Annotated in this window: 28 protein-coding genes and 1 other RNA gene; 17 read left to right on the top strand and 12 right to left on the bottom strand. The window is 54.5% G+C overall.

The window, feature by feature from the left end; genetic code table 11:
- Positions 1-10 precede the first annotated feature (10 nt).
- From ubiH to DWB84_RS12910, 3 genes are read right to left on the bottom strand one after another with little or no spacing between them, the layout of a single operon-like run.
- On the bottom strand, positions 11-1267 hold the full coding sequence (gene ubiH / locus DWB84_RS12920) for a 2-octaprenyl-6-methoxyphenyl hydroxylase (RefSeq protein ID WP_187410230.1): 1257 nt from the start codon (positions 1265-1267) through the stop codon (positions 11-13).
- The gene (gene pepP / locus DWB84_RS12915) at positions 1264-2604 is read right to left on the bottom strand and encodes a Xaa-Pro aminopeptidase (protein WP_187410229.1); all 1341 of its coding nucleotides are present in this window, start codon (positions 2602-2604) and stop codon (positions 1264-1266) included. Before pepP ends, ubiH begins: the two co-directional genes overlap by 4 nt.
- Before the next feature lie 13 nt (positions 2605-2617).
- Entirely contained in the window at positions 2618-3172 is a 555-nt protein-coding gene (locus DWB84_RS12910) for a UPF0149 family protein (RefSeq protein WP_187410228.1), read from the bottom strand.
- A 195-nt stretch (positions 3173-3367) separates the two neighbouring features.
- On the opposite strand from DWB84_RS12910, the gene DWB84_RS12905 reads away from it, so the two are divergent.
- The 4 genes from DWB84_RS12905 (at position 3368) to DWB84_RS12890 (ending at position 4725) form a co-directional block, all read left to right on the top strand.
- Complete coding sequence (locus DWB84_RS12905) at positions 3368-3580, top strand: TIGR02449 family protein (protein WP_187410227.1); 213 nt, start codon at positions 3368-3370, stop codon at positions 3578-3580.
- A complete protein-coding gene (locus tag DWB84_RS12900) occupies positions 3577-3873 on the top strand; it encodes a cell division protein ZapA (protein ID WP_187410226.1) in 297 nt (98 codons plus the stop codon). The genes DWB84_RS12905 and DWB84_RS12900 overlap by 4 nt, the downstream gene beginning before the upstream one ends.
- A gap of 71 nt (positions 3874-3944) precedes the next feature.
- Positions 3945-4120, top strand: a non-coding RNA gene (gene ssrS / locus DWB84_RS12895) — 6S RNA.
- 17 nt (positions 4121-4137) lie between these two features.
- Positions 4138-4725, top strand: a complete 588-nt coding sequence (locus DWB84_RS12890; RefSeq protein ID WP_187410225.1) for a 5-formyltetrahydrofolate cyclo-ligase — start codon at positions 4138-4140, stop codon at positions 4723-4725.
- A gap of 104 nt (positions 4726-4829) precedes the next feature.
- On the opposite strand, the gene DWB84_RS12885 is transcribed toward DWB84_RS12890, so the two are convergent.
- The gene (locus tag DWB84_RS12885) at positions 4830-4976 is read right to left on the bottom strand and encodes a hypothetical protein (RefSeq protein ID WP_187410224.1); all 147 of its coding nucleotides are present in this window, start codon (positions 4974-4976) and stop codon (positions 4830-4832) included.
- A 380-nt stretch (positions 4977-5356) separates the two neighbouring features.
- Entirely contained in the window at positions 5357-6874 is a 1518-nt protein-coding gene (gene ilvA, locus DWB84_RS12880; RefSeq protein WP_187410223.1) for a threonine ammonia-lyase, biosynthetic, read from the bottom strand.
- Between the two features lie 132 nt (positions 6875-7006).
- Here ilvA and rpiA point away from each other — a divergent pair, with 132 nt between their 5' ends.
- From rpiA to DWB84_RS12865, 3 genes are all read left to right on the top strand, one after another.
- Positions 7007-7696, top strand: coding sequence for a ribose-5-phosphate isomerase RpiA (rpiA, locus tag DWB84_RS12875; protein WP_187410222.1), 690 nt, complete (start codon positions 7007-7009; stop codon positions 7694-7696).
- 69 nt (positions 7697-7765) lie between these two features.
- Positions 7766-8998 carry a phosphoglycerate dehydrogenase gene (serA, locus tag DWB84_RS12870; protein ID WP_187410221.1) on the top strand — a complete coding sequence of 411 codons (1233 nt, stop codon included), beginning with the start codon at positions 7766-7768 and terminating at the stop codon, positions 8996-8998.
- Positions 8998-9414, top strand: coding sequence for a thioesterase family protein (locus DWB84_RS12865; protein ID WP_187410220.1), 417 nt, complete (start codon positions 8998-9000; stop codon positions 9412-9414). Before serA ends, DWB84_RS12865 begins: the two co-directional genes overlap by 1 nt.
- Here the strand turns inward: DWB84_RS12865 and DWB84_RS12860 are convergent.
- From DWB84_RS12860 to DWB84_RS12850, 3 genes are all read right to left on the bottom strand, one after another.
- Positions 9411-10406, bottom strand: a complete 996-nt coding sequence (locus DWB84_RS12860; RefSeq protein ID WP_187410219.1) for an alpha/beta hydrolase — start codon at positions 10404-10406, stop codon at positions 9411-9413. The genes DWB84_RS12865 and DWB84_RS12860 overlap by 4 nt on opposite strands.
- Before the next feature lie 237 nt (positions 10407-10643).
- Entirely contained in the window at positions 10644-11102 is a 459-nt protein-coding gene (locus DWB84_RS12855) for a hypothetical protein (protein WP_187410218.1), read from the bottom strand.
- Between the two features lie 120 nt (positions 11103-11222).
- Complete coding sequence (locus DWB84_RS12850) at positions 11223-11720, bottom strand: hypothetical protein (protein WP_187410217.1); 498 nt, start codon at positions 11718-11720, stop codon at positions 11223-11225.
- Positions 11721-12250: 530 nt separating this feature from the next.
- Here DWB84_RS12850 and DWB84_RS12845 point away from each other — a divergent pair.
- From DWB84_RS12845 to DWB84_RS12810, 8 genes are all read left to right on the top strand, one after another.
- Positions 12251-12916, top strand: coding sequence for a GNAT family N-acetyltransferase (locus DWB84_RS12845; protein WP_187410216.1), 666 nt, complete (start codon positions 12251-12253; stop codon positions 12914-12916).
- Positions 12917-13105: 189 nt separating this feature from the next.
- A complete protein-coding gene (locus tag DWB84_RS12840; RefSeq protein WP_187410215.1) occupies positions 13106-13942 on the top strand; it encodes a DUF3014 domain-containing protein in 837 nt (278 codons plus the stop codon).
- 252 nt (positions 13943-14194) lie between these two features.
- Entirely contained in the window at positions 14195-15358 is a 1164-nt protein-coding gene (locus tag DWB84_RS12835) for a hypothetical protein (protein ID WP_187410214.1), read from the top strand.
- A 28-nt stretch (positions 15359-15386) separates the two neighbouring features.
- Positions 15387-16127, top strand: a complete 741-nt coding sequence (locus DWB84_RS12830) for a DUF892 family protein (RefSeq protein ID WP_187410213.1) — start codon at positions 15387-15389, stop codon at positions 16125-16127.
- Positions 16128-16232: 105 nt separating this feature from the next.
- Positions 16233-16685, top strand: coding sequence for a DUF2243 domain-containing protein (locus tag DWB84_RS12825; protein ID WP_187410212.1), 453 nt, complete (start codon positions 16233-16235; stop codon positions 16683-16685).
- Complete coding sequence (locus DWB84_RS12820) at positions 16607-17467, top strand: cytochrome c oxidase assembly protein (RefSeq protein ID WP_370589713.1); 861 nt, start codon at positions 16607-16609, stop codon at positions 17465-17467. Before DWB84_RS12825 ends, DWB84_RS12820 begins: the two co-directional genes overlap by 79 nt.
- A 199-nt stretch (positions 17468-17666) precedes the next feature.
- Positions 17667-18005 carry a hypothetical protein gene (locus DWB84_RS12815; RefSeq protein ID WP_187410210.1) on the top strand — a complete coding sequence of 113 codons (339 nt, stop codon included), beginning with the start codon at positions 17667-17669 and terminating at the stop codon, positions 18003-18005.
- A 213-nt stretch (positions 18006-18218) separates the two neighbouring features.
- Positions 18219-18797: a TlpA disulfide reductase family protein gene (locus DWB84_RS12810; protein WP_187410209.1), complete on the top strand. Its 579-nt coding sequence runs from the start codon at positions 18219-18221 to the stop codon at positions 18795-18797.
- A 3-nt stretch (positions 18798-18800) separates the two neighbouring features.
- Here DWB84_RS12810 and DWB84_RS12805 read toward each other — a convergent pair whose 3' ends face one another.
- Positions 18801-19169, bottom strand: coding sequence for a DUF2750 domain-containing protein (locus DWB84_RS12805; protein ID WP_187410208.1), 369 nt, complete (start codon positions 19167-19169; stop codon positions 18801-18803).
- Positions 19170-19184: 15 nt separating this feature from the next.
- Positions 19185-19835 carry an MBL fold metallo-hydrolase gene (locus DWB84_RS12800; protein ID WP_222868182.1) on the bottom strand — a complete coding sequence of 217 codons (651 nt, stop codon included), beginning with the start codon at positions 19833-19835 and terminating at the stop codon, positions 19185-19187.
- 98 nt (positions 19836-19933) lie between these two features.
- On the opposite strand from DWB84_RS12800, the gene DWB84_RS12795 reads away from it, so the two are divergent.
- Positions 19934-20545, top strand: a complete 612-nt coding sequence (locus DWB84_RS12795) for a histidine kinase (RefSeq protein ID WP_187410207.1) — start codon at positions 19934-19936, stop codon at positions 20543-20545.
- A gap of 2 nt (positions 20546-20547) precedes the next feature.
- Positions 20548-21510: a diguanylate cyclase gene (locus DWB84_RS12790; protein ID WP_187410206.1), complete on the top strand. Its 963-nt coding sequence runs from the start codon at positions 20548-20550 to the stop codon at positions 21508-21510.
- Between the two features lie 121 nt (positions 21511-21631).
- Here DWB84_RS12790 and DWB84_RS12785 read toward each other — a convergent pair whose 3' ends face one another.
- Together DWB84_RS12785 and DWB84_RS12780 are read right to left on the bottom strand one after the other, a co-directional pair.
- Positions 21632-22504 carry a transglutaminase family protein gene (locus tag DWB84_RS12785; RefSeq protein WP_187410205.1) on the bottom strand — a complete coding sequence of 291 codons (873 nt, stop codon included), beginning with the start codon at positions 22502-22504 and terminating at the stop codon, positions 21632-21634.
- Positions 22504-25035, bottom strand: coding sequence for a circularly permuted type 2 ATP-grasp protein (locus tag DWB84_RS12780; RefSeq protein ID WP_187410204.1), 2532 nt, complete (start codon positions 25033-25035; stop codon positions 22504-22506). Before DWB84_RS12780 ends, DWB84_RS12785 begins: the two co-directional genes overlap by 1 nt.
- Between the last annotated feature and the right edge of the window lie 70 nt (positions 25036-25105).

Here is a 25105-nt window from a genome sequence, read left to right as displayed (position 1 = left end):
TGACATCTCCTCAATTGATGCGCTGGTTACCAACCCAGGGATTGGCTCGGCGATCCCCGCGCCCGGACAACTGGCGGATAAAGGCATTGCGTATCACGGAACTCCATTCCACCCCGATCATTCCCAGATTGCGCAGCAGTATCAAAGGGAGCTGGTCGGCGCGGAACAACTCATTAAAACCATCGCTCAAGCGCACCGTATTGCGCTGATCGTTCGCCTGCCGGCGTTCGTATTCCTGCAACAGGCTAAGTTCACCCAGATTGCCATTACCAGCTTCCTGTAGGACCTCAGCCAAACGCAGACCGTCGCGCAGCGCCAGGTTGTAACCCTGCCCCGCAACCGGGTGAAGAAAATGCGCCGCATTGCCCATCAGTACCACGCCACTGCGTACTTGCTCGCGCGCCAGACACAAGCGCAATGGGTAACTCTGCCGCACCCCCACCTGCCGCAACCGTCCCAGACGGTAGCCGAATTCGGACTGCAAACGCGCAAGAAACGCTTCGTCATTTAAGGACATGGCCTGTTCCGCTTGCTCCGCCGGCCAAGTCCACACCACTGCGCTGATCCGACCTTCTGCACCTCCCAGAGGAAGAAATGCCAAGGGTCCGTGGTGGGTGAAACGCTCAAACGCAACTCCCTGATGCGGCTCTTCATGGCGAACATTAGCGATCACCGCACTCTGGCGGTAATCCTTGTTAGATTCACCAATCCCCAGCCCATGTCGCAGGGGTGAATCAGCGCCGTCGGCAATCACCACCAGTTCGGCACTAAATTGCGTCTCCGCCGTTTCAACAAAGGTTTTCCCTTGGGCAGGCCGGACGCGTTTAACACACACCGGCGCTTCTATATGCAAACCTGGGCACGCCAATAGAGCGTCGATCAAGGCGCGTCCCAAAGCGCGATTCTCGACCACAAAACCTAAGGGATCGCCGTGATTATTGTCAGTGTCCAGCCGCACCCAACCTAAATGGCCGCGATCGGAGACCTGTACCCGTCGAATCGCCGTGGCATGAGTTGCCAGAGCAGGCCAAACGCCCAAACGGCGCAAGGTGGCAACACTCGTAGGGGCGAGAGCCGTGGAGCGGGCATCAAAATTGGGTTGCGCCAGCACATGATCAGCGACTGCTTCGAGAGCCTGCTGCTCCAACAACAGAACACGGCGCCCGGGCAGGGTTTTGCAGAACAACAAAGCCAGGGCGGCGCCCATAAGGCCGCCGCCGACTATCGCGATATCGTAATGGGCGACAGGGTGATGGGTTTCGCTCACGCGCTCTGCGCCCTTTTTGACCGACCGGCCGCCATCAGCGCTTCAATCTCTTCCACGGTTTTAGGCACACCAGATGTGAGAATCTCGCAGCCGTCTTTGGTGACCACCACGTCGTCCTCTATGCGAATGCCGATACCGCACCATTTTTTGGCGACCTGAGTGTTGTCTGGTGATACATAAAGACCCGGCTCAACCGTCAACACCATGCCCGGCTCAAACACGCGCCATTGCCCGTGAACCTTGTAATCGCCGACATCGTGAACGTCCATGCCGAGCCAGTGGCCGGTACGGTGCATATAAAACTCGCGATAGGCTTCCTTCTCGATCAACTCATCCACATTGCCGTTCAAGAGCCCGTGGCGAACCAGACCTTCGGTCAGGACGCGCACAGCCGCGTCGTGCGGTTCATTCCAATGATTGCCGGGTTTCACCTTGGCGATAGCGGCAGCCTGGGCTTCCAAAACCACTTCGTACAGCGCTTTCTGTTCGCGCGAAAACACCCCGTTTACCGGGAAAGTTCGCGTGATATCCGAGGCGTAATATTCGTATTCGCAACCGGCGTCGATCAGCACCAGATCGCCATCGCGCAGAACCTGGTTGTTGTCGATGTAATGGAGAATGCAGCCGTTGGCACCGCCGCCGACGATGGTGTTGTAGGCCGCATTACGGGCGCCGTTGATGGCAAATTCGTGGAGAATTTCCGCCTCCAGCTGATATTCGTAAACGCCCGGTTTGCAGTACTGCATGGCGCGGATATGAGCCTGGGCGGCAATTTCCCCAGCGCGGGCCATCAAACGCACTTCCGCCGTACTTTTAAATAGACGCAAATCGTGGAGGAAATGGTTGAGGTCGAGAAATTCCCCGGGAGGAATAGCGCCGGAGCGAACTTTGGCGCGAATCCGGTTGATCCAGCCCATGACTTGCGCATCGAATTCGGGATCGCGCCCGAGGGCGTAATAAACGCGTTCGCGGCCCTCGATCAAACCCGGCAGAATCTCGTCTATGTCGTCGATGGGAAATGCGTCGTCGGCGCCGTAGATCTTGCACGCCCCTTCCGGCCCTGCGCGATAGCCGTCCCAAATTTCTTTCGCCTTGTCGCGCTCGCGGCAGAAAATCACAAACTCGCCGTGTTCGCGCCCGGGAATCAACACCAGCACCACATCAGGTTCGTCAAAACCGCTGAGGTAGTGCACATCACTGTCCTGCCGGAAGGTGTAGTGAGTGTCGCGGCTGCGAATTTTTTCCTTGGCCGATGGGACTATGGCGATACTGTTGGGCTCCATCAGCTCCATCAACGCTTTGCGACGGCGTGCGTATTCGGTTTTGCTAATCGACATAGGGCGAGTTCTCTTAGTGACGGGTCGCAGAAGAGTATGGCACCTCCGCCGAGAGCGGTCGGAGTTGAGAGACGATGCTAAAGAACGTCATACGTGCATATTCGACCAGCGACAGCAGATTCTGCTCGTTTTCTTCGCTGTCATCACACTGGTCGTCCAGCTGGGCAATTTCCGCTAAATCCTTCACCGCTTCGCGGGTTTCCTCGTCCAGCCGCTCGAGCAGGTCCTCGCTGCCGGCAAACCCGTGCAAAAAGCCCTGGCACCACAAAGCCAGCCCTTCTGCCCGCGAAGCGACAGGCAACACATCGTCAGGCAGCAGCAACTGCATATGGTATTGACCGTCGTTCAAAGCCGCGCCTATGGCTTCGTACTGCGCTTCCAGCGCCGCATTCACGGCATTTAGATCGCATCCATCCAGCAGATCCATAAACGCTCGGGCATCGGCCATCCAATCGTTTTTCGGCTCTCGACAGTGCATGCCGCACAAGAGTCCGTGCAGTTCCGCCGGGGAACACACTGCACCGACTCTCAGTAAAAAATCACTCCAATCTTGATAGGAAATCTGCATCGGGTTCGTCACCTCAAAAATATACGAAGCATGCATGTGAGGGAGGAGCCGCCGATTTATAGACGGCCGCAGGAAGTCGATCATGCTACCACGAATTACCCCTCACTTTAGCCGCCATAACACCGTTCATGCCTTGACCCGCCATGGGCCGGAACCTATAGTTACCCGCCAATCATCGCGTCACGGGCGAACCCTATGTCGGAACGACTAATGGCGGAAGTGGAAGCCAAGCTGGATAGATTGATCCAGCAGTTTTATCAGCTACAAGCGGAAAACCGCAGCCTGCGCCAAAAAGAACAGGAATGGATGGAAGAGCGCGCCCGTTTACAGGAAATTAATAATCTCGCCTGTAGTCGTATTGAATCCCTGATTTCCCGCCTCAAACAATTCGAGATCGACCCAGAATGAGCCACGACAGCAAACGTGTAAACGTACGTATATTGGATAAGGATTACCAAGTCGCCTGCCGTGCCGAAGAGAAGGATGCTCTGCTGTTAGCGGCACGCGAACTGGACCAGCGCATGCGCCAGGTGCGCAATGCCGGCCCTTCGGTTTTGGGAACAGATCGCATCGCCGTCATGGTGGCGTTGAACCTGTGCCATGAACTACAGCAGGAACGCCGCAAAACCGCGGCGCCAGCGGAGCAGAGTGCCGCACTTGAACGTTTGGCGGAAAAGCTGGACGGAGCGCTAAACCCATAATCCTGCGTTTGTCCAGTCCTCTGCAGGAAAATTTAAGGCTTTTTTCGCCCCCCCACTTTGATATACTTGGTCAACGCCTTGGGTGTTCGCCAGTTGACGAATCCCTGAGCCGATACTGTAAGAACCGGAGGCTTCTAGTTTGTGTTGTGTGCATGTCCGCGCGTCGGAAAGCCTAATACGCAACAGATCCCTCCCCCTTGAACCGTCGGGTTCAAGGTATAGTCGACAGCGGCACCCCAGGCTTCTAATTTCCCTCCTGCGCTAATGTCTCTCTCTTCCAAACAACAACTTCGCCGCCATCTGCGCAAACTGCGTCGGGAACTGCCTTTGCGCACCCAGCAAAATGCCGCGCACCAGCTCTGTGCTCGCATTCTGCTGCTGCCGCAATACCGCCACGCCCGCCATATCGCCTTTTATTGGCCTGCCGATGGTGAAATGGATTTGCGCCCGCTGATGCGCTGGTCACTGCGGCGCGGAAAACACTGTTATTTGCCGGTGATTCGCGGTCGCGATCAGATTATTTTTCGCCGCCATCAACCCCAAAAGGTTTTGCATCGCAACCGCTATGGCATACCCGAGCCTGGACCGCGGCAAAAAGCCAGACCCTTACACAAGCTGGATATCGTATTTTTGCCTTTGGTGGGATTCGATAAAAAATGCAATCGCCTGGGAATGGGGGCGGGATTTTACGATCGAGCCCTGCAAAAATTGCACGCCCAGCGCCCGCTTCTGTGCGGCATCGCCTACGAATTACAGCGCGTCGACCACCTGCCCACAGATCCCTGGGACATACCTTTGGATCTGATCGCTACGGAAAAAAAACTGTATCGACGACGACAAAGAAGGTTTTAAAAAGGCCTGAAACGAAAAAATCCGCTGTTTCTTCCGCCTAAAAAGGCCGGGAAATAGCGGATTTTTTCTTTGATCTGAGTATGACGGCTTCGCTGGACGGATGATCAATTCCGGACAACGACAACTCCCTGCTGAAGCGCTGCTGGAGGAGCAGACACCTCTGGTTCAAATACATCCATGATGCCCAAACCACTCACAACCAAGCCTATGACAAAGACTATGGCCGCTAGCGTCAAAACATCAGACTTCATTTGGGTGGACCTCAGTATTTCTTAAAATGCGTTGGAAAAATCAGGCGGGATGGAGCGAGACTGGCTTTATACCGAAGTTGCCAGTCTGCGCACAATAACCTGTGAAATAAAATTTACTCACTATTCAACTTAGTTCTAATTGCTGTAAATGCAAATACAACTTAAGGAGAATTGACAAGGATCACATAAATAGCAGCCACTCACCCCAAAAAGGTTTTGTTATTAGAGTGGTTAAAATTTGATCTTGGTGGCACCCAGTTGATCCAGACTGATGGGACCGCGCGGTTACGCAGTGATTCCATCAAGTACGCAATGATTAAGCCTGCGGTCAGCGGAAAAAGAGTCCGCACCTCGTAGAGCGAACTCCTTTTGAGAGACTTTTAAGCCAGAAAGAACCTGTAGGCCTCGTTGTCGGTTTCTTCGGTGTACGGGTAATTCAGCTCGCGCAGGGACTGTTCCACCTCCTCGCGCTCTTCCGGCGGTACCTGCATGCCGACGAGAACCCGGCCGAAGGCGGCGCCGTGGTTGCGGTAGTGGAACATGGTGATGTTCCAGCGCCCGGCGAGCTTGTCCAAAAACTTATACAAAGCGCCGGGGCGCTCGGGGAATTCAAAGCGGTAAACCACCTCGTTATCCAGCTCTTTTGGCGCGTGACCGCCGACCATGTGGCGAATATGCAGTTTCGCCACTTCGTTATCCGTCATATCCACGACGAAATAACCTTTCTTAGTCAGGGTTTCGAACAACTCCTGGCGCTCGTTTTTGTAAGGGTTGACCTGCAAGCCGACAAAAATATTCGCCTGGCCGCTGTCGGAATAGCGATAGTTGAATTCGGTGACCGAGCGTTTGCCGAGCAGGCTGCAGAATTTTTTGTAGCTGCCGGGTTTTTCCGGAATCACCACTGCAAATACCGCTTCGCGGCCTTCACCGATTTCCGTGCGCTCGGAAATGTAGCGCAGGCGGTCGAAATTGGTGTTGGCGCCGCTGTGGACCGCCACCAGGGTCTGCCCGGTAATGCCTTCGCTATCGACATATTTTTTCAAGCCGGCAAGAGAGCAAGCACCCGCAGGTTCGGCGATGGAGCGGGTGTCTTCAAAAATATCCTTGATGGCCGCGCAAATTTCGTCGGTGCTGACGGTAATCACGCCATCGATGCAGTCTTTGATCACGCGGAAGGTTTCTTCACCGATCTGCGCTACCGCCACACCGTCGGCAAAGATACCGACCTCATCGAGTACTACCCGACGCTTGTGTTTCATAGCGGCTTTCAAACAGGCTGCGTCTTCCGGCTCCACCGCGAACACCTTGGTTTGCGGCCGGACAAATTTGATATAGGCCGCCATACCGGCGCACAGTCCGCCGCCGCCGACCGGAATAAACACCGCGTCTATATGCGCTGGATGCTGGCGCAACAATTCCATGGCCACGGTTCCCTGGCCGGCGATGACGTCCGGGTCGTCGTAGGGCGGGATATAGATCATGCCTTTTTCCGCCACCAATGCCTGGGCGTAGGCGGAGGCTTCATCGTAGGTATCGCCCTGCAATACCACCTTCCCGCCGTGCCGCTTCACCGCGTCCACCTTGATGGATGGCGTGGTGCGGGGCATCACTATAATGGCGGTGACGCCAAGGTGTTTGGCAGAGAGCGCCAGACCTTGGGCGTGGTTTCCGGCCGAGGCAGCGATCACGCCGCGCGCACGTTCCTCTTCGGTCAGCTGCAACAATTTGTTGTAGGCGCCGCGCACTTTGAAGGAGAACACCGGCTGCAAATCTTCGCGCTTGAGCAGAACGTTATTTTCGGTTCGCTCGCTCAACAGCGGAGCGTCATCCAGAGGGGTTTCAACCGCCAGATCGTAGATACGCGCATCCAATATGCGCTTGATGTAACTTTGGGGCATTGGCAAACCGGGAGAAGTGAGTGTGTGTGGAAAGGCTAGCAATGGTAATGGATGAAGGAAAGGAAGTCATGACGCAGTCGCGCGAGAAACCCGCTACAATGCGCGCTTTTTCTATCCCGATTTCCCCACGCTATGAATCAGAATCAGCTCAAACAGGCGGTTGCCCAGGCCGCTATCGACCGTATTGTGCCGCATCTGGAGCCCTCCGCCGTGCTCGGCATAGGCACTGGCTCCACCGCCAATTTTTTTATTGATTTGTTGGCCGAATACAAGGACAAATTCGCCGCGGCAGTTGCCAGTTCAAACGCTTCCGCCGAGCGATTGCGCAAGCACGGCATAGAGGTGCGCGATTTGAATGATGTCAGCGAGATCGGTTTTTATATCGACGGCGCGGATGAAGCCGACCCCAATCTTGCGCTGATCAAAGGCGGCGGCGCCGCTCTGACGCAGGAAAAAATCGTCGCCGCGGTAGCGCGTACGTTTATCTGTATCGCTGATCAGAGCAAGCAGGTGCAGGTGCTCGGCAAATTCCCGCTGCCAGTCGAAGTGATTCCCCTGGCGCGCAATTACGTCGCGCGCGAGCTGAGCAAACTCGGCGGGCGCCCCGTGTACCGCGCTGGCGTTGTCACCGACAACGGCTGCCATATTCTCGATGTCCACGATCTGCAGATCCACGATCCCGTAGGGCTGGAACAGCGCATCAATCAAATTACGGGTGTGGTGACCAATGGTTTGTTCGCCATGCGCCGTGCGGACGTGTTGTTGCTCGGTACGGAAACGGGTGTACAGACGATTACGCGCGACTCTGTGCTCAATCCATAACCAGCCTGTGTTAAACTTGGCGCCCCTTTTTTACGGGGGTTGCCCCCTCCCATCCGGTGCCGATTCATCATGAACGCGAAGATTTCTCTGGATAAAGACAAGATCAAATTTGTGCTGCTGGAGGGTGTGCATCCTTCCGCAGTAGCCAGCCTCAATGCGGCGGGCTATACCAACATTGAATACCTCAAAACCGCCCTGGCGGAAGACGAGCTGATCGAACACATCAAAGATGCTCACTTTCTCGGCATCCGTTCGCGTACCCAGGTCACCGCCAAGGTCTTCGCCAATGCGCCCAAACTGATTTCCGTGGGTTGCTTCTGTATCGGCACCAATCAGGTGGATTTGAAGGCGGCGCAGGAACACGGCGTTGTGGTCTTTAACGCCCCTTACTCCAACACCCGCAGCGTCGCCGAACTGGTGATCGCCGAAGCGATTCTGTTGTTGCGCGATATCCCCGCCAAAAACGCGGCCTGCCATCGCGGCGAGTGGATCAAATCCGCCATCGGCTCTTATGAAATTCGCGGCAAAACTCTCGGTGTTGTCGGCTATGGCGCCATCGGCAGCCAGTTGAGTGTGCTGGCCGAAGGCTTGGGGATGCGCGTGGTGTTTTACGATGTGATCAGCAAATTGCCGATGGGTAATGCCACCCAGTGCGGATCGCTGGAAGATTTGCTGCAGCAGGCAGACATCGTCACCTTGCACGTTCCCGAACTGCCCAGCACCAAGAATATGATCGGCGAAAAAGAAATTCGCACCATGAAAAAAGGTGCAATTCTGATTAACGCGTCGCGCGGTACAGTGGTGGATATAGACGCTCTGGCGCGCGCGCTGGCCGATAAACACCTTGCCGGCACGGCTATCGACGTATTTCCGGTCGAACCCAAAGGCAATGACGAAGAATTCGTCAGTCCGCTGCGCCAGTTCGACAACGCGCTGCTCACTCCCCATATCGGTGGTTCCACCATGGAGGCGCAGGAAAATATCGGGGTGGAAGTGGCCGATAAATTCATCAAATATTCGGACAATGGCACCACCATCGGCTCGGTGAATTTCCCCGAAGTGGCGCTGCCGACGCACAAAGGTGTGCACCGCCTGTTGCACGTTCACCAAAACGTGCCCGGCGTGCTGATGGCGATCAACCAGATATTCTCCGACAACAACATCAACATCGCCGGCCAGTATCTGCAAACCAGAGACAAGGTGGGTTACGTGGTGATCGATCTGGATTCGGGCTATAGCGAGCTCGCTCTGGAACAGCTCAAAGCCATTCCGGCCACTATTCGCTGCAGGGTATTGTTTTAATGGATTACGCCTTCCGTCTCGACTTCAAAGTGCGCGATTACGAGTGCGATCTACAAGGCATCGTAAACAACAGTGTCTATCAGAATTATTTGGAGCACACGCGCCACGAATATTTGCTCAGCCACAATCTGGATTTCGCCCAGCTGGCCGCCAAAGGCATCAATCTGGTGGTCACGCGGGTTGAATTGGATTACCGCTTCCCGCTGCGCAGCGGCGACCATTTTTGGGTGGGGCTGAATGTCAGTCGAGCGGGTAAGATTCGCGGCGAATTCGTGCAGGACATCTACCGCAGCGACGGCAAGCTGATTCTCAACGGCAAGGTTCAGTGGGCTGCAATCAATGACCGCGGCAGGCCATTCTTTCCACCGGAATTGGCCGCTCTGCTGCCGCAACTGGAAGCCGATACCGCCAATTAATTTCCTCGGCGCAGAAACTGGCCCAAACCCGTGAACACAGGTTTGCGCCAGGTATCGGCCTCGTTCACCAGATGGTGCATGGCACCTTCGATGTAATTCACTTGGCAATTCGGGAAACGCTCCTGAATTGCCGGCACGTTGTAACGCCAATCCACCACTCGATCCGCCGTTCCCTGGACGATCAACGCCGGGGTCGGGTCTTTCGGCTGCAGTGAAAATCCGTCCACCCACTCGTGCAACGCGCCTATCCACTCAATCGACAACCAGCGCGCTTGTAACGGATCGTTGTAACGCAAAAAGCTGTGAAACTCCGCGTTATGGGAATTGGGGACGGCAAAATCCCGCGTCAGGCGTTTGAGGTAGCGCCCCACACAGCGAAAAACCATGCGTCCCCAGGTCCACTGGCGCGGGCGCACCAAAGGCCCGAGAAATGCCATGCGCTTAAAAGGCGCTGCTTCACCCTGCTTCAAGCTGCTGAAACCGAAGGCCATCAGCACCGCAGCACCAGTGCTTTGGCCGACGCCATAAACCGGCCCTTCCGGCAGCTGCCAGCGGAAGAACTTAAAGGTGTCCTCCAAAACCGCGCCGTAATCAAAAAAAGATTTGATCACCGTAGCTTCGCCGCTGCTCAACCCATGGCCCGGCAGGTCTATGGCCACGACCGAATACTGCTGGGCGAGCAGATAAGCGACCAGCTTTTGAAACAAACCGACGTGGTCAAATAATCCGTGCACCACAAAGACCGTCGCTTTTGCCTCCGGCAGACGCCAGTAATGAGTGGCAATGCGCAGTTGATCTCCGCGGCAGGGGCAGGTGCGATAGCCCCAAAAATAATCCACATTGGAATCTTTCAGCACTTCCAGAAAGCCGTAAAACTCCAGGTAAATCTGCGCTGTTTCTGACAGAGAGGCACTCGCTGGATTGCAGGGCGTATCCAGGGAAAAATCGGGCAGTATTTCCCGCAGCTCGGCACATAAGGATTCAGTGAACACTGAGATCAGACTCCCCTGAGTTGGCCGCGCCAGGCGCAGCAGTGGGATCGAACAGCAGGTTAATAGGCATATACACGCCGTCCGTGTTCATTATTGTGGTAACGGAAGTGCGACAATGTGGCAGATTCCACGAATTTACGTCGTGCAAAACCCCACATTGGTTCTTTAAAACACATTGTGGATTCCTTGGTTTTCTTCGACTGTTGCCTTCAGTTTAGGCCTCTCCCACCGGGACGGCTAAAAACGAATCTCCTGGCTGACTTTCGCGCAGAAAAAATGCCGTGTTTCATCGTGAATCTGCTGGCGCAGATCGCGCAGGCATTCCGCGTAATGCGGCATCGCCTTAATACGGCTGGTGGAATGGCGTATATCGATTTGATACACAAAGTCATAGGGGGCCTTGTCGTACCAGGGGCTGATCACTGCGCCGGTTTGCACACAGTAATAGTCCAGCTTCTCCAGATAGCCCTTGGGAGTGGGGAATTTGTGGGTGTAGTAGCGCCATTGACCGCGGATTCCCCGTTGAATCTCACGCTCGCACTCTGCGATAGAGGTAACGGAGCGATCGTAGAAAAATACGACGGTCGTCATGTTGGAATTGAGGATCTGGCGCTTGCTCAACAGATACACGCGTCCGCTGTCTGCAGTGGCCAACACCATCGGAAAAAATCCCGCCAACAATAGAAGCCACTTCATAGGACGATACGCCTTTACCTAATCCAAACTGAGTATAGGAAAGGCCGTTGGGTTGCGCCGGAAGTCGTTGCGACAAATCGGACAAAAGGCAAAAACTCTATTAAGTTCAGGCACATGGAATCAACGTTCAAAGAATTTGGCGGCTCTGGACATCAATGAGGCTTTGTGCAAGTTGATGGTCCGGTAATGGGTCAACATGCGGCTTTCCGGATCTATAAAGCAGTGAACCGCCTCTTCCTGGTAATCGGTCAAATTGCCTGTGCGCACAAACATAAAGATCTTGTATTGCCCGGTTTTGACGTCGAGGCGCGTGGAGTGCTCGTCGATATAACTGAGCACCAGATTTTTACCGTAACGACGAGCGGTCTTAAGACGACAGTATTCTGTGGCGTCCACCATATTGAAGGGCACACGGGAATAATCCCGGTGGGGATCGATCAACAGCTTGTCGACCGACGCCTCGTAGTTTTGGTAGGCCATATACATGGCAGCGGCACCCGCCAACGCACTCACGCACACGCAAATCAGAGCCCATTTCCCTATGCGCCATACGGATGGTGTAGCCAAGTCTTGCGCAAGCGATTCGGAAGCCAAAATTTCTTTACCTACTGATGCCAAAGCTCCGCCGCACCTGCTCCAGCGCGACTCCAAGCGACTGTCTAGTCGCAGATCAGCCCGGCGTTTCTAACACCGTGCCCAAATTCATTGTGGGTGGCAGTTGCAGGTGGGGCAATTTGAGGATTAGAACGATTCGGCGCAAGAAAACCGAATCGCAGCCTTACTGTTATAGATAGATAGGGTCAAGCAGACCCGATTCACCCGATAGGAAGTGGTCACCACTTTGGATAAGCCATGATAACTGCCAAACCTTAGTGCCCACATACCTAGCCAAGCCACAAGGGCAGTCACTTGGCGCGGACATTCTGGAGTGAACCCTCACAGATTAATTTGACTATGCTCAAAGAGCTAACCGAGCCATAGCGAAAGCTTTTGGAGACACAGCCCGCAGTTAGGTTCTGTTGCGCACCACTGTGTTGGGTAAACGGATATTCTGTCGCTCGGCTGTAAGTGAAGGTGAACTGATTCCTTTCCTTCCGACGCAATGATCGATATAAACTTGGCATACAAAACAGCAATTTGTTTAACACATGCGCATTTCTACCGACATGGGCTGGCTCGATCCGCTGCGCGTTGAGCATGCCGAACCTCTGTTTGAGCTAATCCACAACAGCCGAAGTCATTTGTACCCTTGGCTGCCGTGGCTCAAGCGCATCCATTCACCTCAGGACACAGAAGCCTTTATTCGCCAACTCTGCACCGAACGCGGCCCGCAATTTGTCATCATGGTGGACGATCGAGTATGCGGCGGCGTCGGTTTTTACCACCTGGAAAAAGCAGAGCGGAAAGCGACCGTCGGTTACTGGCTCGGCGCAGAATATGTAGGCCAGGGCATAATGACCGATGCGGTGCGCCACCTATGCCACTACGGTTTCGAACACCTTGATTTGAAACGGGTTGAAATACGCTGCGCTTCGCAGAACATGAGCAGCCGCAAGGTCCCGGAGCGCCTGGGATTTTTCTATGAGGGTGTGCAACCCAAGGCGGAATGGTTGACCGATCGTTACGTGGATCACGCCATCTACTCCATCCTGAAAGAAGAATTCAGCCTTGCTTTTGCACAGGATTCAGAGCCGGCCCCAATCTCACCCAGGGAGGAACGCGCGCTGGTGCCTGGGGAGCGTCCAGCGGAAGCGCCGGGGGCGTCCAAATCAGACAAAGACCATTGGCCGGAGTGGCCGCGCCTCAACTGGTAATCCCGGCGAGGGTATCCCGCCAAACTTCGCAAAAGGTTCGGCAACAAACAGCGTGCGACAGACTACACGAGTTAGATATATACGGAGGGATCTATAACCAGAATAAACTTTTCTGCCAAAGTAGCCTCTATCAGCAGTAGTTCACTCCGCCACATTCCGTTGCGGTGAAAAACTATCCGGACAATAGCTATGAATGAATCTGAATACGGTCGCAATAAAACCTTTCCGATCCTGTTGTTAGTGGTTGCCCTTGTCGCCATTGGCGGCGCAGTTTACTGGATGCTGCTGCGCAATAAGCCAAAAACAGAGCCGACGGTTCTGCCACCCGCTCCTGTTGCCGAGGTTGCACCGGAGATTGCTTTGCCGCCCGACCCGGCTCCGCCCGGAGACACTGAAGCGGCTGCCCCCCTCGTGGAAGCGCCTCGGCAATCATCTGAACCTGCGGGCAAACTTCCACCTCTGGATCGCAGCGACGCGGTTGTTCTCAGTTATTTGTTGGAATCATCCGAAGGCAGCTTCCAATCCTGGCTGATCCAAGACCATCTGATCCGCAAATTTGTCCGCGCGGTCAATGCTCTTGAAGAAGGAAAGCTGGTGAGCCAATACCGGCCGTTTCAGGATCCGCAAACGCCGTTTAGCGCCGCTAACAACGGCGAAGCCTGGACCATCAGTGCCGAGAACTACGCGCGTTACACACCTTACTTGGAAAGTCTGGAAAAGGTCGGCCCGGAAAAATTGCTGCAGATGTACGAACGCTACTACCCGTTGCTGGAGCAGGCTTACGAGGAACTTGGCGTAAGAAAGGGGGATTTCCGCGAAGTGACTATTCGGGCACTGACCCGCATCGTCAAAGCTCCGGCACCACCGCCAGATGCGACGCTTGCACGGCCATCCGTTGCTTATCGTTTTTCTACAGCGGAACTGGAACAACGCTCCGCAGTGGAAAAATTATTGTTTCGCATAGGACCTGAAAATACGCAACGTTTAAAAAAATTAGCGCAAGATCTTTTGGATCAACTGCAATAAAAAGCAAGCGCCGCTGTGCGGCGCTTAATTAATTCAATCGCAGCAAACCAAAACCATTTAACGCACTTATTTGTAATTCCTACATGCTTATAACGGATAAATCCGTTACCTCACCCATTTCCTCCTGTAATTTTTCTTTCTCCATCTTGTTAAGCAATATCGCATTTTTTATTAGATGTTGATTTTGCAACCTTGCGGTATACCGCTTGCATTGCCGATGGTCTCCTACCACTATCGAGGTGAGGGTGCTTTATGACCATTACACTATTGGATGCACGGGGAACCCCCCTGGAGCAGCAAAAATTCACTTGGCGAGAACTGACGCCAAAACCGCTGAGCAAACTCGATGATGATGCTTTCACACGCGTACGTGTGATTTTGATGAATGGAATTGAACAGCAGGTCAATCGATTTTCTCATATGTGCGGCCAATTCAACCCCGCGTTGCGCTATGCATTAGCGGATATAAGACGCGTCGAACACCATCAACAAACCATGATTAATTGGCTGCTCGGGGCCGACCATTCGCCACTGGAAACTACGATTGGTTATGAGCAGGTTGCCATTGAAGTCACCGCCGCCATTGCCCAGCAAGAACCAGATGAATATTTAGCTCAGGCGTACCGTTTTGGCTTGCTGGAAGATTTCGATCATATGTATCGATATTCTGCGCTGATGGATCGCGTGGAAGGCAAAGACGCCAATAATATTTTGCAGTGCTACACCGATATTCTGCCCGGCAGACCTACCAGTGTAGAACACCGCGCACCCGAAGATGATTTGCGCGAGCCCTATGACAAACACGCAACGGATCCTATCTCCAAATTAAATGCGCTGACGATTTTTTCCGGTGAATATCAGACGCGTGATTACTACATGAATATTGGGCCAACATTTAGCGACCCGGTTGCACGCGCACTTTATGCAGAAATTGCTTCCATCGAGGAACAGCACGTTACGCAATATGGCTCGATTATCGACCCCAATGAAACCTGGCTGGAAAAATGGCTGCTGTATGAAGCAAACGAAGTTTATAACTACTACAGCTGCATGGAGACAGAATCCAATCCAAGGATAAAAGCGATTTGGGAACGTTTTCTGGATTACGAGTTGGGTCATCTGAATAAAGTAATGGCTTTATTCAAGAAATATGAGCGGCGCGATCCGGCGGAAATATTGCCAGAAAGACTGCCCGATCCCATCGCCTATCAAAGTCAACGCGAATTCGTGCGCAAAACCTTGAGCGAAGAAATCGACTTGCGCGCACGCGGAACGGAATTCGTCCACAAGACCGAGGAAGGAGAAGCCTCCAAACGTTATCGCGAGCAACTCAATTCCACCGGTTCACCCAGCGACGCCGTCGCCATGAACTACCGCTGGCAACCAGGTACTGAACTGGCGAAAAAAATCGCATAGGTCGACAACTTTTTAGAGGGCAATCATTATGGACCAACATTTGGGCATGAATCGCACCGGCATAGATATGTCGCCGATTCTGATTAAAAAGATGATGCATGTGGATGAAGATATACCGACCACTACCAATGGCGCTACGACAAAGTCCACCATCGAAGATTTTTTCCTGGAAAATGCTGAACCCCTTGGCTCTGTTCCTTTACCAGGGACCGCCAAAAGCATGATTAAAACTGTTATCAAAATGGCATCCGGCAAACATCCGGAAGTTTTTATCAATAAATTAGGTGAGCGCTTGGCGTACGAGCGAACAGGTGTGCGCGTCTATGAGCAATTAATTGCAAAATGTCTGCATTCTCCTAACGATCTATCGCCCGATGTACAACTTCCCATCGACAAGTTGGAAGAATTTCGCCGGCAGGAAGAAGAGCATTTTGAGTTGCTTGCGGACTGCTTAAAACAAATTGGCGCTGACCCTACCGCCCAAACCCCCGATGCGGATGCATCAGGCGTAGCGGCATCGGGCTTGATGAAAGTCATTTCCGACCCGCGCACCAGCATTAGTCAAAGCCTACAAGCCATGCTGGCGATAGAGATGGCGGATAATGCAGCCTGGGAATTGTTGATGAAGCTGGCCGAAGACATGCACATGACGGATATGGCCAGTCGATTTCAACATGCGCTGGAACAAGAAGATGTGCACCTGCGCCATATTCGCCAATGGTATGAAGAAAGTGTGCGCAGCCAAGCCAAAATGGCAGCCATGAAATAGAACATCCGCATAGGGCAATTGTTTGTCCAACGGATTGATCTAGATGCTCCCTTTTAGATCAATCCGTTTTTCTCTAGCGAGATTATTTTCTCTCTGGGTGACCTAATGGAAAAGTTTCCTTTGGTGAACTGTCCCACCGGTCCCGGCATATTATTCGGTATCGGCTGCATGGCCGCCGTGGATGAAATTATTTTTCATCAACTCCTTGGCTGGCACCATTTTTATGACCTGGCGACACCTACCTTCGGCCTGCTATCGGATGGCCTACTCCATGCTGTAGAACTACTGGCACTTATTGCTGGATTTTTTATTTTTTTGGAGCAGCGCCGTAGGGGAGCTGCAGACATAATTGCAATCTGGGCGGGATTTTTTATGGGTGCGGGAGGGTTCCAGTTATTTGACGGCACCATTAATCATAAAATCTTGAAGCTTCACCAAATACGTTACGGTGTAAACAATATTTTGCCTTACGACTTCGCATGGAACGTTGCTGCAATTCTATTGTTGATCATTGGAGTGATATTCTTCGCGCGCTATCGCCTGATGCATCCCAAATGAATCCCTTTTTACCCACCACACTGATTCTGAGTTTAGCTCTGATATATTCAGCCGGAGTATTGAGGCAAATTTTGTGGAAAAAACGCATCTGGAATTTATGGCGTTTGGCCAGTTTTTGGTTTGGCACAGCGTTAATTATTTTTGCTGTAACACCGCTACATCAGAATGACCACCATACGTTTTATCATCATATGCAACAGCATTTGCTGATTGGTATGGTGGCGCCAACGTTTTTAGTAATGGCAGCTCCCATTAGTCTGCTCTTGCGCAATTTACCCAGACGCGGCGCAAAAGCGTGTGTGCAATTCCTTCACAGCCGAATAATTCGCCTGTGGTGTCATCCGATCACCGCATTGGTTCTCAACTTCGGCGGCATGCTGGTTCTTTATCTCACACCTTTATATCGATCCTCGTTGCACCAACCCTGGTCGCACCATTTCATTCACCTGCATTTTTTACTCGCAGGCTATTTATTTGCGTGGAGCATGGCAGGTCCGGATCCCGCACCATCGCGCCCGGGTTTTCGCGACCGCTTGAGCATCCTCCTCCTGGCGATGGCGATTCACGGCATCAGCAGTAAATTGATGTATATCCATCTATTCCCTTATGCCACCCCTCATAGCCAGGCGGACATTCAAGCGGCCGCGCAGTTGATGTACTACGGCGGCGATCTCGCGGAACTGTTGATCGCCATCCTGTTATTTGCCGCCTGGCGCAAGCACATAGGGCAACGGGCAGAAGCTAGTTCTTATCCTGCATCGCTTGCGCCGGGCGATCCGTAACGCGGCGCCATTTTCAACATGACGAATGTCAAAGTTTTGTCATAAGCCTCGGCAATAATCCGATAAAAACTTGCCGGATGGGACTGACCTCACACCGCGAAACAAATGAACAGGGTTTAATCCAGACCAAGGGCGGTTTTTTTGCTCGGCTAAAACAATAACAACCACGCTTAAGCGCAGGCGGTGCGCTGGGGGATTCATGACCAGTTACATCCACAGTCGGCGGGTGTACAAGGAAACCGAATATCTCTTTTCGGCGGAAGAGTACAACCTCTATCCACACCTCGCTCGTTTGCTGCAGCAGGGCTACAATTTTGTAGTGCTGCGTCGTTGCCCTCCGTTTCGCGAGTCGCCGCAATACACCTACTTGCTCGCCTGTGAAATTATCTGCTCCAACGGTACGGAGCTGCTTCACCGGCACGAAGGGCTGACACCCGACTTCCCGAATTTGGCGGACTTGGAACACTTTATCCGCCACAACATGATCCGAGTGTTACACCGACATTTTTTTGGGCGCGATTTGGAAGTGGTACGTTAGAAGTTTCTCGATCCTATCGGCATTGGTTGACGCTCCACTTATATCTATTCGACTCACCGTTTTTTCCGATAAAGATGTTTAGCGATGTATTTGTAGTGAACCCATGCGGGGGTTCTTCATCAAAAGGGACAGTCTCGATTATTCGCGTTTTTCAGTTTCCGGCGAAATATTCTTCACTTGGCTCTAACCGCAAACAAGGAGTATCCCCAAATCATGTTCTATAACACCGCGAACCTGCGCGTCTTTGGACCAATGATGACAATCGGGGGGAAAAATGCATTTGTGTTGTTGCTGGCGCTGTGTTGTTGCTTGGTTGTTCGCTCAGTCTCAGCTGGCGGTGCGATCGGCGACGTGGCTCCCAATTGGATTTTGATGGATCAGAAGGGCGCGCCTGTGTCCCTGTATCAGGAGGCCGATGCGGGAAAAACCACAGTCATGTTTTTTTGGGCCAGTTGGTGCAAAAGCTGTAACAGTCTGATGCCGGTGATCCGACAACTCGATCAGGCCAAAGGCGAACGTCCGATTCAGTTTTATTTGATGAACGTGTGGGAGGACGACGACCCGCAGGCATTTCTGCAAAAACACCAAATGACCTTGCCAGTGTTGCTGCAAGCGGAAAATGTGGCGCAGAGATATAACATCCGCATCACACCGGGAATCGTGGTGGTGGACCCCGAGCGACGTATTCGCTACGTGCGCAGTCCGCAACAAGGAGTGGCCGAGATCGCCGCCGAGTTACAGAAAGTGCTCGGTATTCGTTTGGCTGGCGAAAAACCCACGGGTCTGCACTAAAAATCAATCTTCCAGATTTTCTTCGAAGTCTTCCAACAGATCGAGTGGTTCGACTTCATCGCCTTCCAGATCACTGTTCCAGTTGGGTCCAACCAAGGTCAAATCCTCGTGCATGCCGGGCAGCCAGTCTTCGAGCAGCTCTTCCAGGGCTATAGGCACCGCGCGATAGTTTTTCCATTCGCCTTCGATATGGGATTCAGCATATTCTGGCTGGGACCACATGGGCATCACGTCAATTTCTTCATTGTTGATGGAGGCGCACAGCGCGAATCCTTCATCGCTTTCCAACGCCCAGACGCAACCAGTCTCTATGGCATCGCTGAGAAACTTCACGTAGTTCTGATCAAAATCGTCGCCCAATTGTTCGCTCATAGCGCTGCCTCTTGATTAACCGAAACGTTTGTCGGCCACGAACGGGTTGCTACGCCGCTCTTCACCGATGGTAGACATAGGGCCGTGACCGGGCACGAATCGCACATGATCCCCCAGCGGCCAAAGTTTGCTGCGAATGGCCTGCACCAGGGTTTCATAATTGCCGCGCGGGAAATCCGTGCGCCCGATGGAGCCGGCGAAAAGGACATCGCCAACCCAGGCGATGCCGTCTTGTCTGTGGAAAAACACAATATGCCCCGGTGTGTGGCCTGGGCAGTGGAGTACTTCGAGTGTCTGTGCACCGACCTTGACCGTGTCGCCCTCGTGCAACCAGCGGTCGGGACGCAGCGGTGGAACTTCAGCAAATCCCATCATCGGGGCCTGTTGCGGCAGCAAATCGAGCCAAAAAGTTTCGTCGGGATGAGGCCCGACAATCGGCACCTGTAGATGATCGGCCAGCGCCCGCGCGCCACCGGCGTGGTCGATGTGCCCGTGAGTCAACAGGACCTGCTCGACCTGCAGCTTCTGCGCTTGGATTCGTTGCAGAAGATGTTCCACATCGCCGCCCGGATCTATCACGGCCGCTTTACCTGTGTCACCGCACCAGACCAGTGAACAGTTCTGCTGGTAATGGGTAACCGGGATAAGAGTGAAATGAATTGTCATACAGCAAAGGGCGCGTCATATGAATTCCGGGCGGCATTCTAGCGCCCGGCGACTAGAATAGATATTACGCCCCACGATTTTGCCAAGAGCCGCAAGGCATGAACACCACTATTACCCTGAGCGAAGACTACCGCGATTGCCTGCAAGAGGTGACGAATATCGCTATGGGACAAGCGGGCGACCGCCTGGCGCGCCTGCTGGATACGTTTGTGGTGCTCTCCATTCCCCACATTGAAATTCTTGCCCCATCCGACATCGCCATGGCGATCAACGCCATCGACGGTTCAGCGTCGGTTTCCGGTGTCTGCCAGGGATTTATCGGCGGCGGCATCGCCGGGGAGGCGATTCTGCTCTTCAACGACACCAGTTTTTCCGACCTTTCCCGCCTGCTGAAATACGATGGCGAGCTGGATCATCAAGCGGAACGCGAACTCTTGATGGACACCGCCAATGTCCTGCTCGGCGCGTTTTTGCGCGGTGTCGCTGTACAACTGGATATGTCCTTCAGCCTCGGCCCACCGTTGGTTCTCGGCCAGCACCAACGCCTGGACAACCTGTTTGATCCCAAAACTGTCACTTGGCAACAGGCGCTGGTAACGGAAATCAACTATAAATTGGAAGGCTATAACGTCAATTGCGACCTGCTGGTGATTTTCACTGAGGAGTTTATTGACCTGTTGTGCAAGAAACTTGACTACCTGTTGTTGTGAATATGACCCCTACCACCCCAGATTTCGCCAATGAACTCCACTGGGTAATGGACATATTGCACAACATAGATGTGGGTCTGGTGGTGGTCGATCTGAACATGCACATCCGGCTGTGGAACGGGTTTATGCAAAACCACAGCGCCAAAGCACCGGAAGCCGTACTGAATCAAAATATTTTCGATATTTTCCCCGAACTTCCGGAAACCTGGTTTCGCCGCAAAATCGAGACGGTTGCAGTGCTGCAAACCGCTGCGTTTACCACCTGGGAACAGCGCCCCTACCTGTTTCACTTCAAGAATTACCGCCCGGTCACCGGCTCTGCCAAATTCATGTACCAGAACTGCACCATGCTGCCCCTAACCAACGCCCAGGGGGAGGTCAATCATGTCTGCGTGATCATTTACGACGTGACCGAAGTAGCGATCCACCGCGAGCAGCTGCAGCAGGCCAACGAGCAGCTGCAACATATCAACCGCACGGACGGGCTGACGGGTTTGCTCAATCGCAAAGCCTGGGAGCAGTCCCTGCGGCAGGAATTCAAACGCTATCAGCGTTATCACCGCGCAAGCTCGCTGATCATGCTGGACATTGACCATTTCAAAGATATCAACGATACCTACGGTCATCCTGCGGGCGACGAAGTCATCCGCCGCACAGCGGCCGCCTTAGTAAGTAGCTTGCGCGATTCGGATGTGGCGGGGCGCTACGGCGGCGAGGAGTTTGCGGTGATACTGGTGGACACCGACGCCACTGGCGCAGAGATTGTGGCGGAACGTTTGCGCACCTCCGTTGAAGCCTCATCCGTGGCCTATGAAGAGCACGTCATCAACTACACCATCAGCCTCGGCATCGCCGAACTCACCCCCAAAATCACCGACCCCACCATGTGGATCGACACCGCCGACCGCGGCCTTTACAACGCCAAACGGGCGGGGCGGAACCGGTCGAGCATCTATTACACCTGATCGCGTCCAATAGATTCCGCAAACTTGTGCAACCGCTCTAGCTCTCCCGCGCCTATGCGAGCAATTGGCCCCCGTCATCTGGCGGCTTGCCATTGGCCAACATTTTGCGAAACACCCGAGCCTAATCCAACCGCTGCACCGTCACCGCAACCCTGAGCTCGTGCTTGTCACCGCCGCCAAAAATCACGCCGCGCAGCGGGGTTACGTCGGAATAGTCGCGCCCCCAGGCGGTGACTATGTGTTGCTCGGAGGCGGGTTTGTTGTTGGTGGGGTCGAATTCGACCCAGCCGGTTTCGGGAGAGTAGACGGCAAACCAGGCGTGGGTGGCGTCGGCGCCTATAAGTTTTTCCTTGCCCGGCGGCGGCAGTGTTTCCAGATAGCCGGACACATAGCGGGCGGGAAATCCCGCAGCGCGCAGGCAGCCGATGGCGAAGTGGGCGAAGTCCTGGCAGACGCCGCGTTTGTGTTCGAGCACGTCCTGCAGCGGTGTCGCCACAGTGGTGAAGCCGGGGTCGTAGGTGAAATCCCGGTAGATGCGCTCATTCAAATCGCGCACTGCATCGAGAAAAGGGCGCTCGGGGTGGAGCGAAACCGCAGCATAGTCGCGCAAGGCAGGGAAGCTGCGGATCATGGGCGAGTCGAGAATAAACTCGCGCGCGAGCAAGCATTCCGCCGCGCTGCTGGATTGCAACCGCGCCAACACCTCGGCGCAACTGCTGCTCGGAGCCAGTGCCGGCGCCCGGCGGATTTCCACTTCGTTTTCCGCCGTGATGCACAGATTATCGTGGGACTTCTGGATGGCAAAAAAATAGGCGGTGTTGCCGAAATAGTCTTCGTGCTTTTGCACTTGCGCTGGGCTGGGATCGACCCGGATTTTGCTCTGGGTGCAACTCTGCCGGGGTGTATCTCGTGGGATCATATGACTGAGGTTGTAGCAGCGCCGCACCGGAATGCTGTAGCTGTACTGGGTCTCGTGGATGATCCTATAACGCATCAAGCCTCCCATACCGCGCGCACCAGCTGCTGGGGCGCGATTTGATGATCGAAATATTTGTCGCTGACGTCCGACGCAATGGTCGTCAGCAGGTGATAAAGACGGCTGAGCAACTGATCCAGCTGATCGCGGCGGTCACTGTCTTCGCTCACCGCCACCAGCTCCACCAGCCGGCTTAGACGCAAGGTTGCGTGTGCATCCAACAGAGCGCGCTGCTCAGCGTGCAGCTCACGACTGGCCGGTCCCGCATCCGGCAGATCGGCCAATAAAGCCTGCAGTTGTTCCAATTGATATAACAATGAACGGGGATTGCTGGTATCGAGCAGGGTCAGCTCCAGGCCATAGGCAATATCCATACGACCGCGATAACGGCGGCGGTAGGTCATCAAGACCTCCAGGGTTTTAAGCACGGCCTTGAGAATCGTCGCCTGCTCCGTCTCTGGCATATCGCGCACCAGCAGCGCTCGAATCAGAGCGATGATTTGCAGACCGCGCTCCAGGCGGCGACCGACCTCCATAAAGCGCCAGCCGTCACCGCGAATCATGCTTTCCTGAGACAGACCGCTGAAGGCCATCAGGGTGGTAACTAAAGGATCGAGCGCTTCTTCCGACGCGGCCGCCAGACTGGTGCCCATGGCGTCGCTCAAGCCTTCCAACGCATCGCGTATATCGTTGAAAACGCGCAATATGTCAGGGGACAGCAGCTCTTTGCATTCTTCAGCGCAGTTGAGCATGGCCCGCAACGACGAACTCGCACTGCCCAGGCGATTGCTGTCGACCACTATCGAGAGCAGCTCTTTGTCCGGCGCGTTCATCAGCTCCGGCTGGCCGGCAAAACCGGGGAAGGTACAGGTTACTTCGGTCAGCGCGCGCAACAACTGGCGACGGCTGTCGGCTGGCAATACCTCGGCGCCGTTGAGCATCGCAAAAGTGGTACGCAACATCCGCAGAGAAGCTTCGGCACGCTCGGCGTAACGGCCAAGCCAGAACAGGTTTTCCACCACGCGGCTCGGCAAGCCGGCTTTTTGCTGCAGCAATGGTCGGCGCTCTCCCAGGGGCACGCTTTCCACCGGGCGTTCAGGTTCAGAGGCGACCACCCAGGTATCTTTGTTGATGGAACCCAGCTGGTTGGAGATCAGGGGCGAGCCCGCCGTCAGGCCGACGCGGGTCAATCCCCCCGGCATAACGGTGTAGGACGACTCACTCGCTGCGGCAAAACCGCGCAGAATCGCCGGGCGGGGTTGCAGAGTGCCGTCCACGACGGTCGGCACATGGGACGGAACCAAGCGCTCCTGAGCCACATACAGATGCGGCTGCGCCTGGACTTGTTTGAGCAGCGCCTGTCGCTCCGCGAGGCTCAGTTCGGACACCACCTGACTGCGTCCCTGGCCGCGGAAAATCGGTTTGATGATCAGTTGTTCCTGGTTGGCCAGTACATAGGCCAAGTCCTTGCGATCGCCACACCAATAGGTGGCGACTGATTTAAGGCGCGGCTCGCGGCCGAGCAGACGTTTGCCGATCTGCGGCAGATAGCGCAGCAGTACCGGGTTTTCCAGCACCCCGGAACCGAGCGGGTTGGCTATGGCAACGCGATTCTGGCGGGCGATTTCCAACAGACCGGGCACGCCCAGCTGGGAATCACTTTTGAGCTCCAGCGGATCGCAGTACCAGTCGTCCACCCTGCGCAAAATGACATCCACCCGCGCCAAGCCCTCCAAGGATTTCATCCAGACAAAGCCGTTGCGCACCACCAGATCACCGCTTTGCACCAGTGGGTAACCGAGGTAATTGGCAAGGTAGGCGTGTTCGAAATAGGTTTCGTTGAGCGCGCCGGGCGTGAGCACCACCACCCGCGGCTCGTCGACATGGGGTGCTAGTTGCGCGAGCTTGACCCGCAGGCGCTGGAAAAAATGTGCTAGGCGGTGCACTTGGCTGTCGCGAAACAGGCTGGGCAGCACGCGCGACATAACAGTGCGGTTTTCCAATGCGTAGCCGGCACCGCTGGGAGACTGGCTGCGGTCGGCAAACACGCACCATTCACCATCGCTGGTACGCACCATATCGACGGCATGAATAATCAGATCGTGATCGCCGGGCAGATGGATGCCGGAGCAGGCGCGCAGAAAGCCGCCGTGGGCAAATACGGCTTCCGGTGGAATCACACCGGTGCGGACCAGGTCGCGCGGGCCGTAGAGATCGCGCAGCAACTGGTTGAACAGCTCTGCGCGCTCCAGCAGGCCGGATTCGATTTGTCCCCATTCCTCGCTGCCGACCACAAAGGGCACCAGGTCTAACTCCCACGGCCGCATGGTGCCGTGGACGTTATAGGTGGCGCCGTCATCGCGCAACAAACGCCGGGCCTTCTCCCCGCGCTCATTCAGCCCCTGGGGACCGAGCGCCTGCAGCCCGTCGAGCAGGTAGCGCCAGCCCTCGCGCAAATCGCCTTCCGGGGTGCGAGATTCGTCGCGTATGACCAAGTGACCAAGTTGGGATTGCGCTTGTACAGCGCGGTCAGTTACATCGGAATTCATGGTGGCAAACGGGACCTTAATTTTCTTGGCTATTTAGAGGGTCGTGTTATTTGGTGATTGACCCATAAAG

This window comes from Saccharophagus sp. K07, from assembly GCF_014336955.1.
Classification (GTDB): Bacteria; Pseudomonadota; Gammaproteobacteria; order Pseudomonadales; family Cellvibrionaceae; genus UBA5868.
Note: the sequence above shows the minus strand (reverse complement) of the source record. Positions and strands in the feature narration are given on the sequence as shown.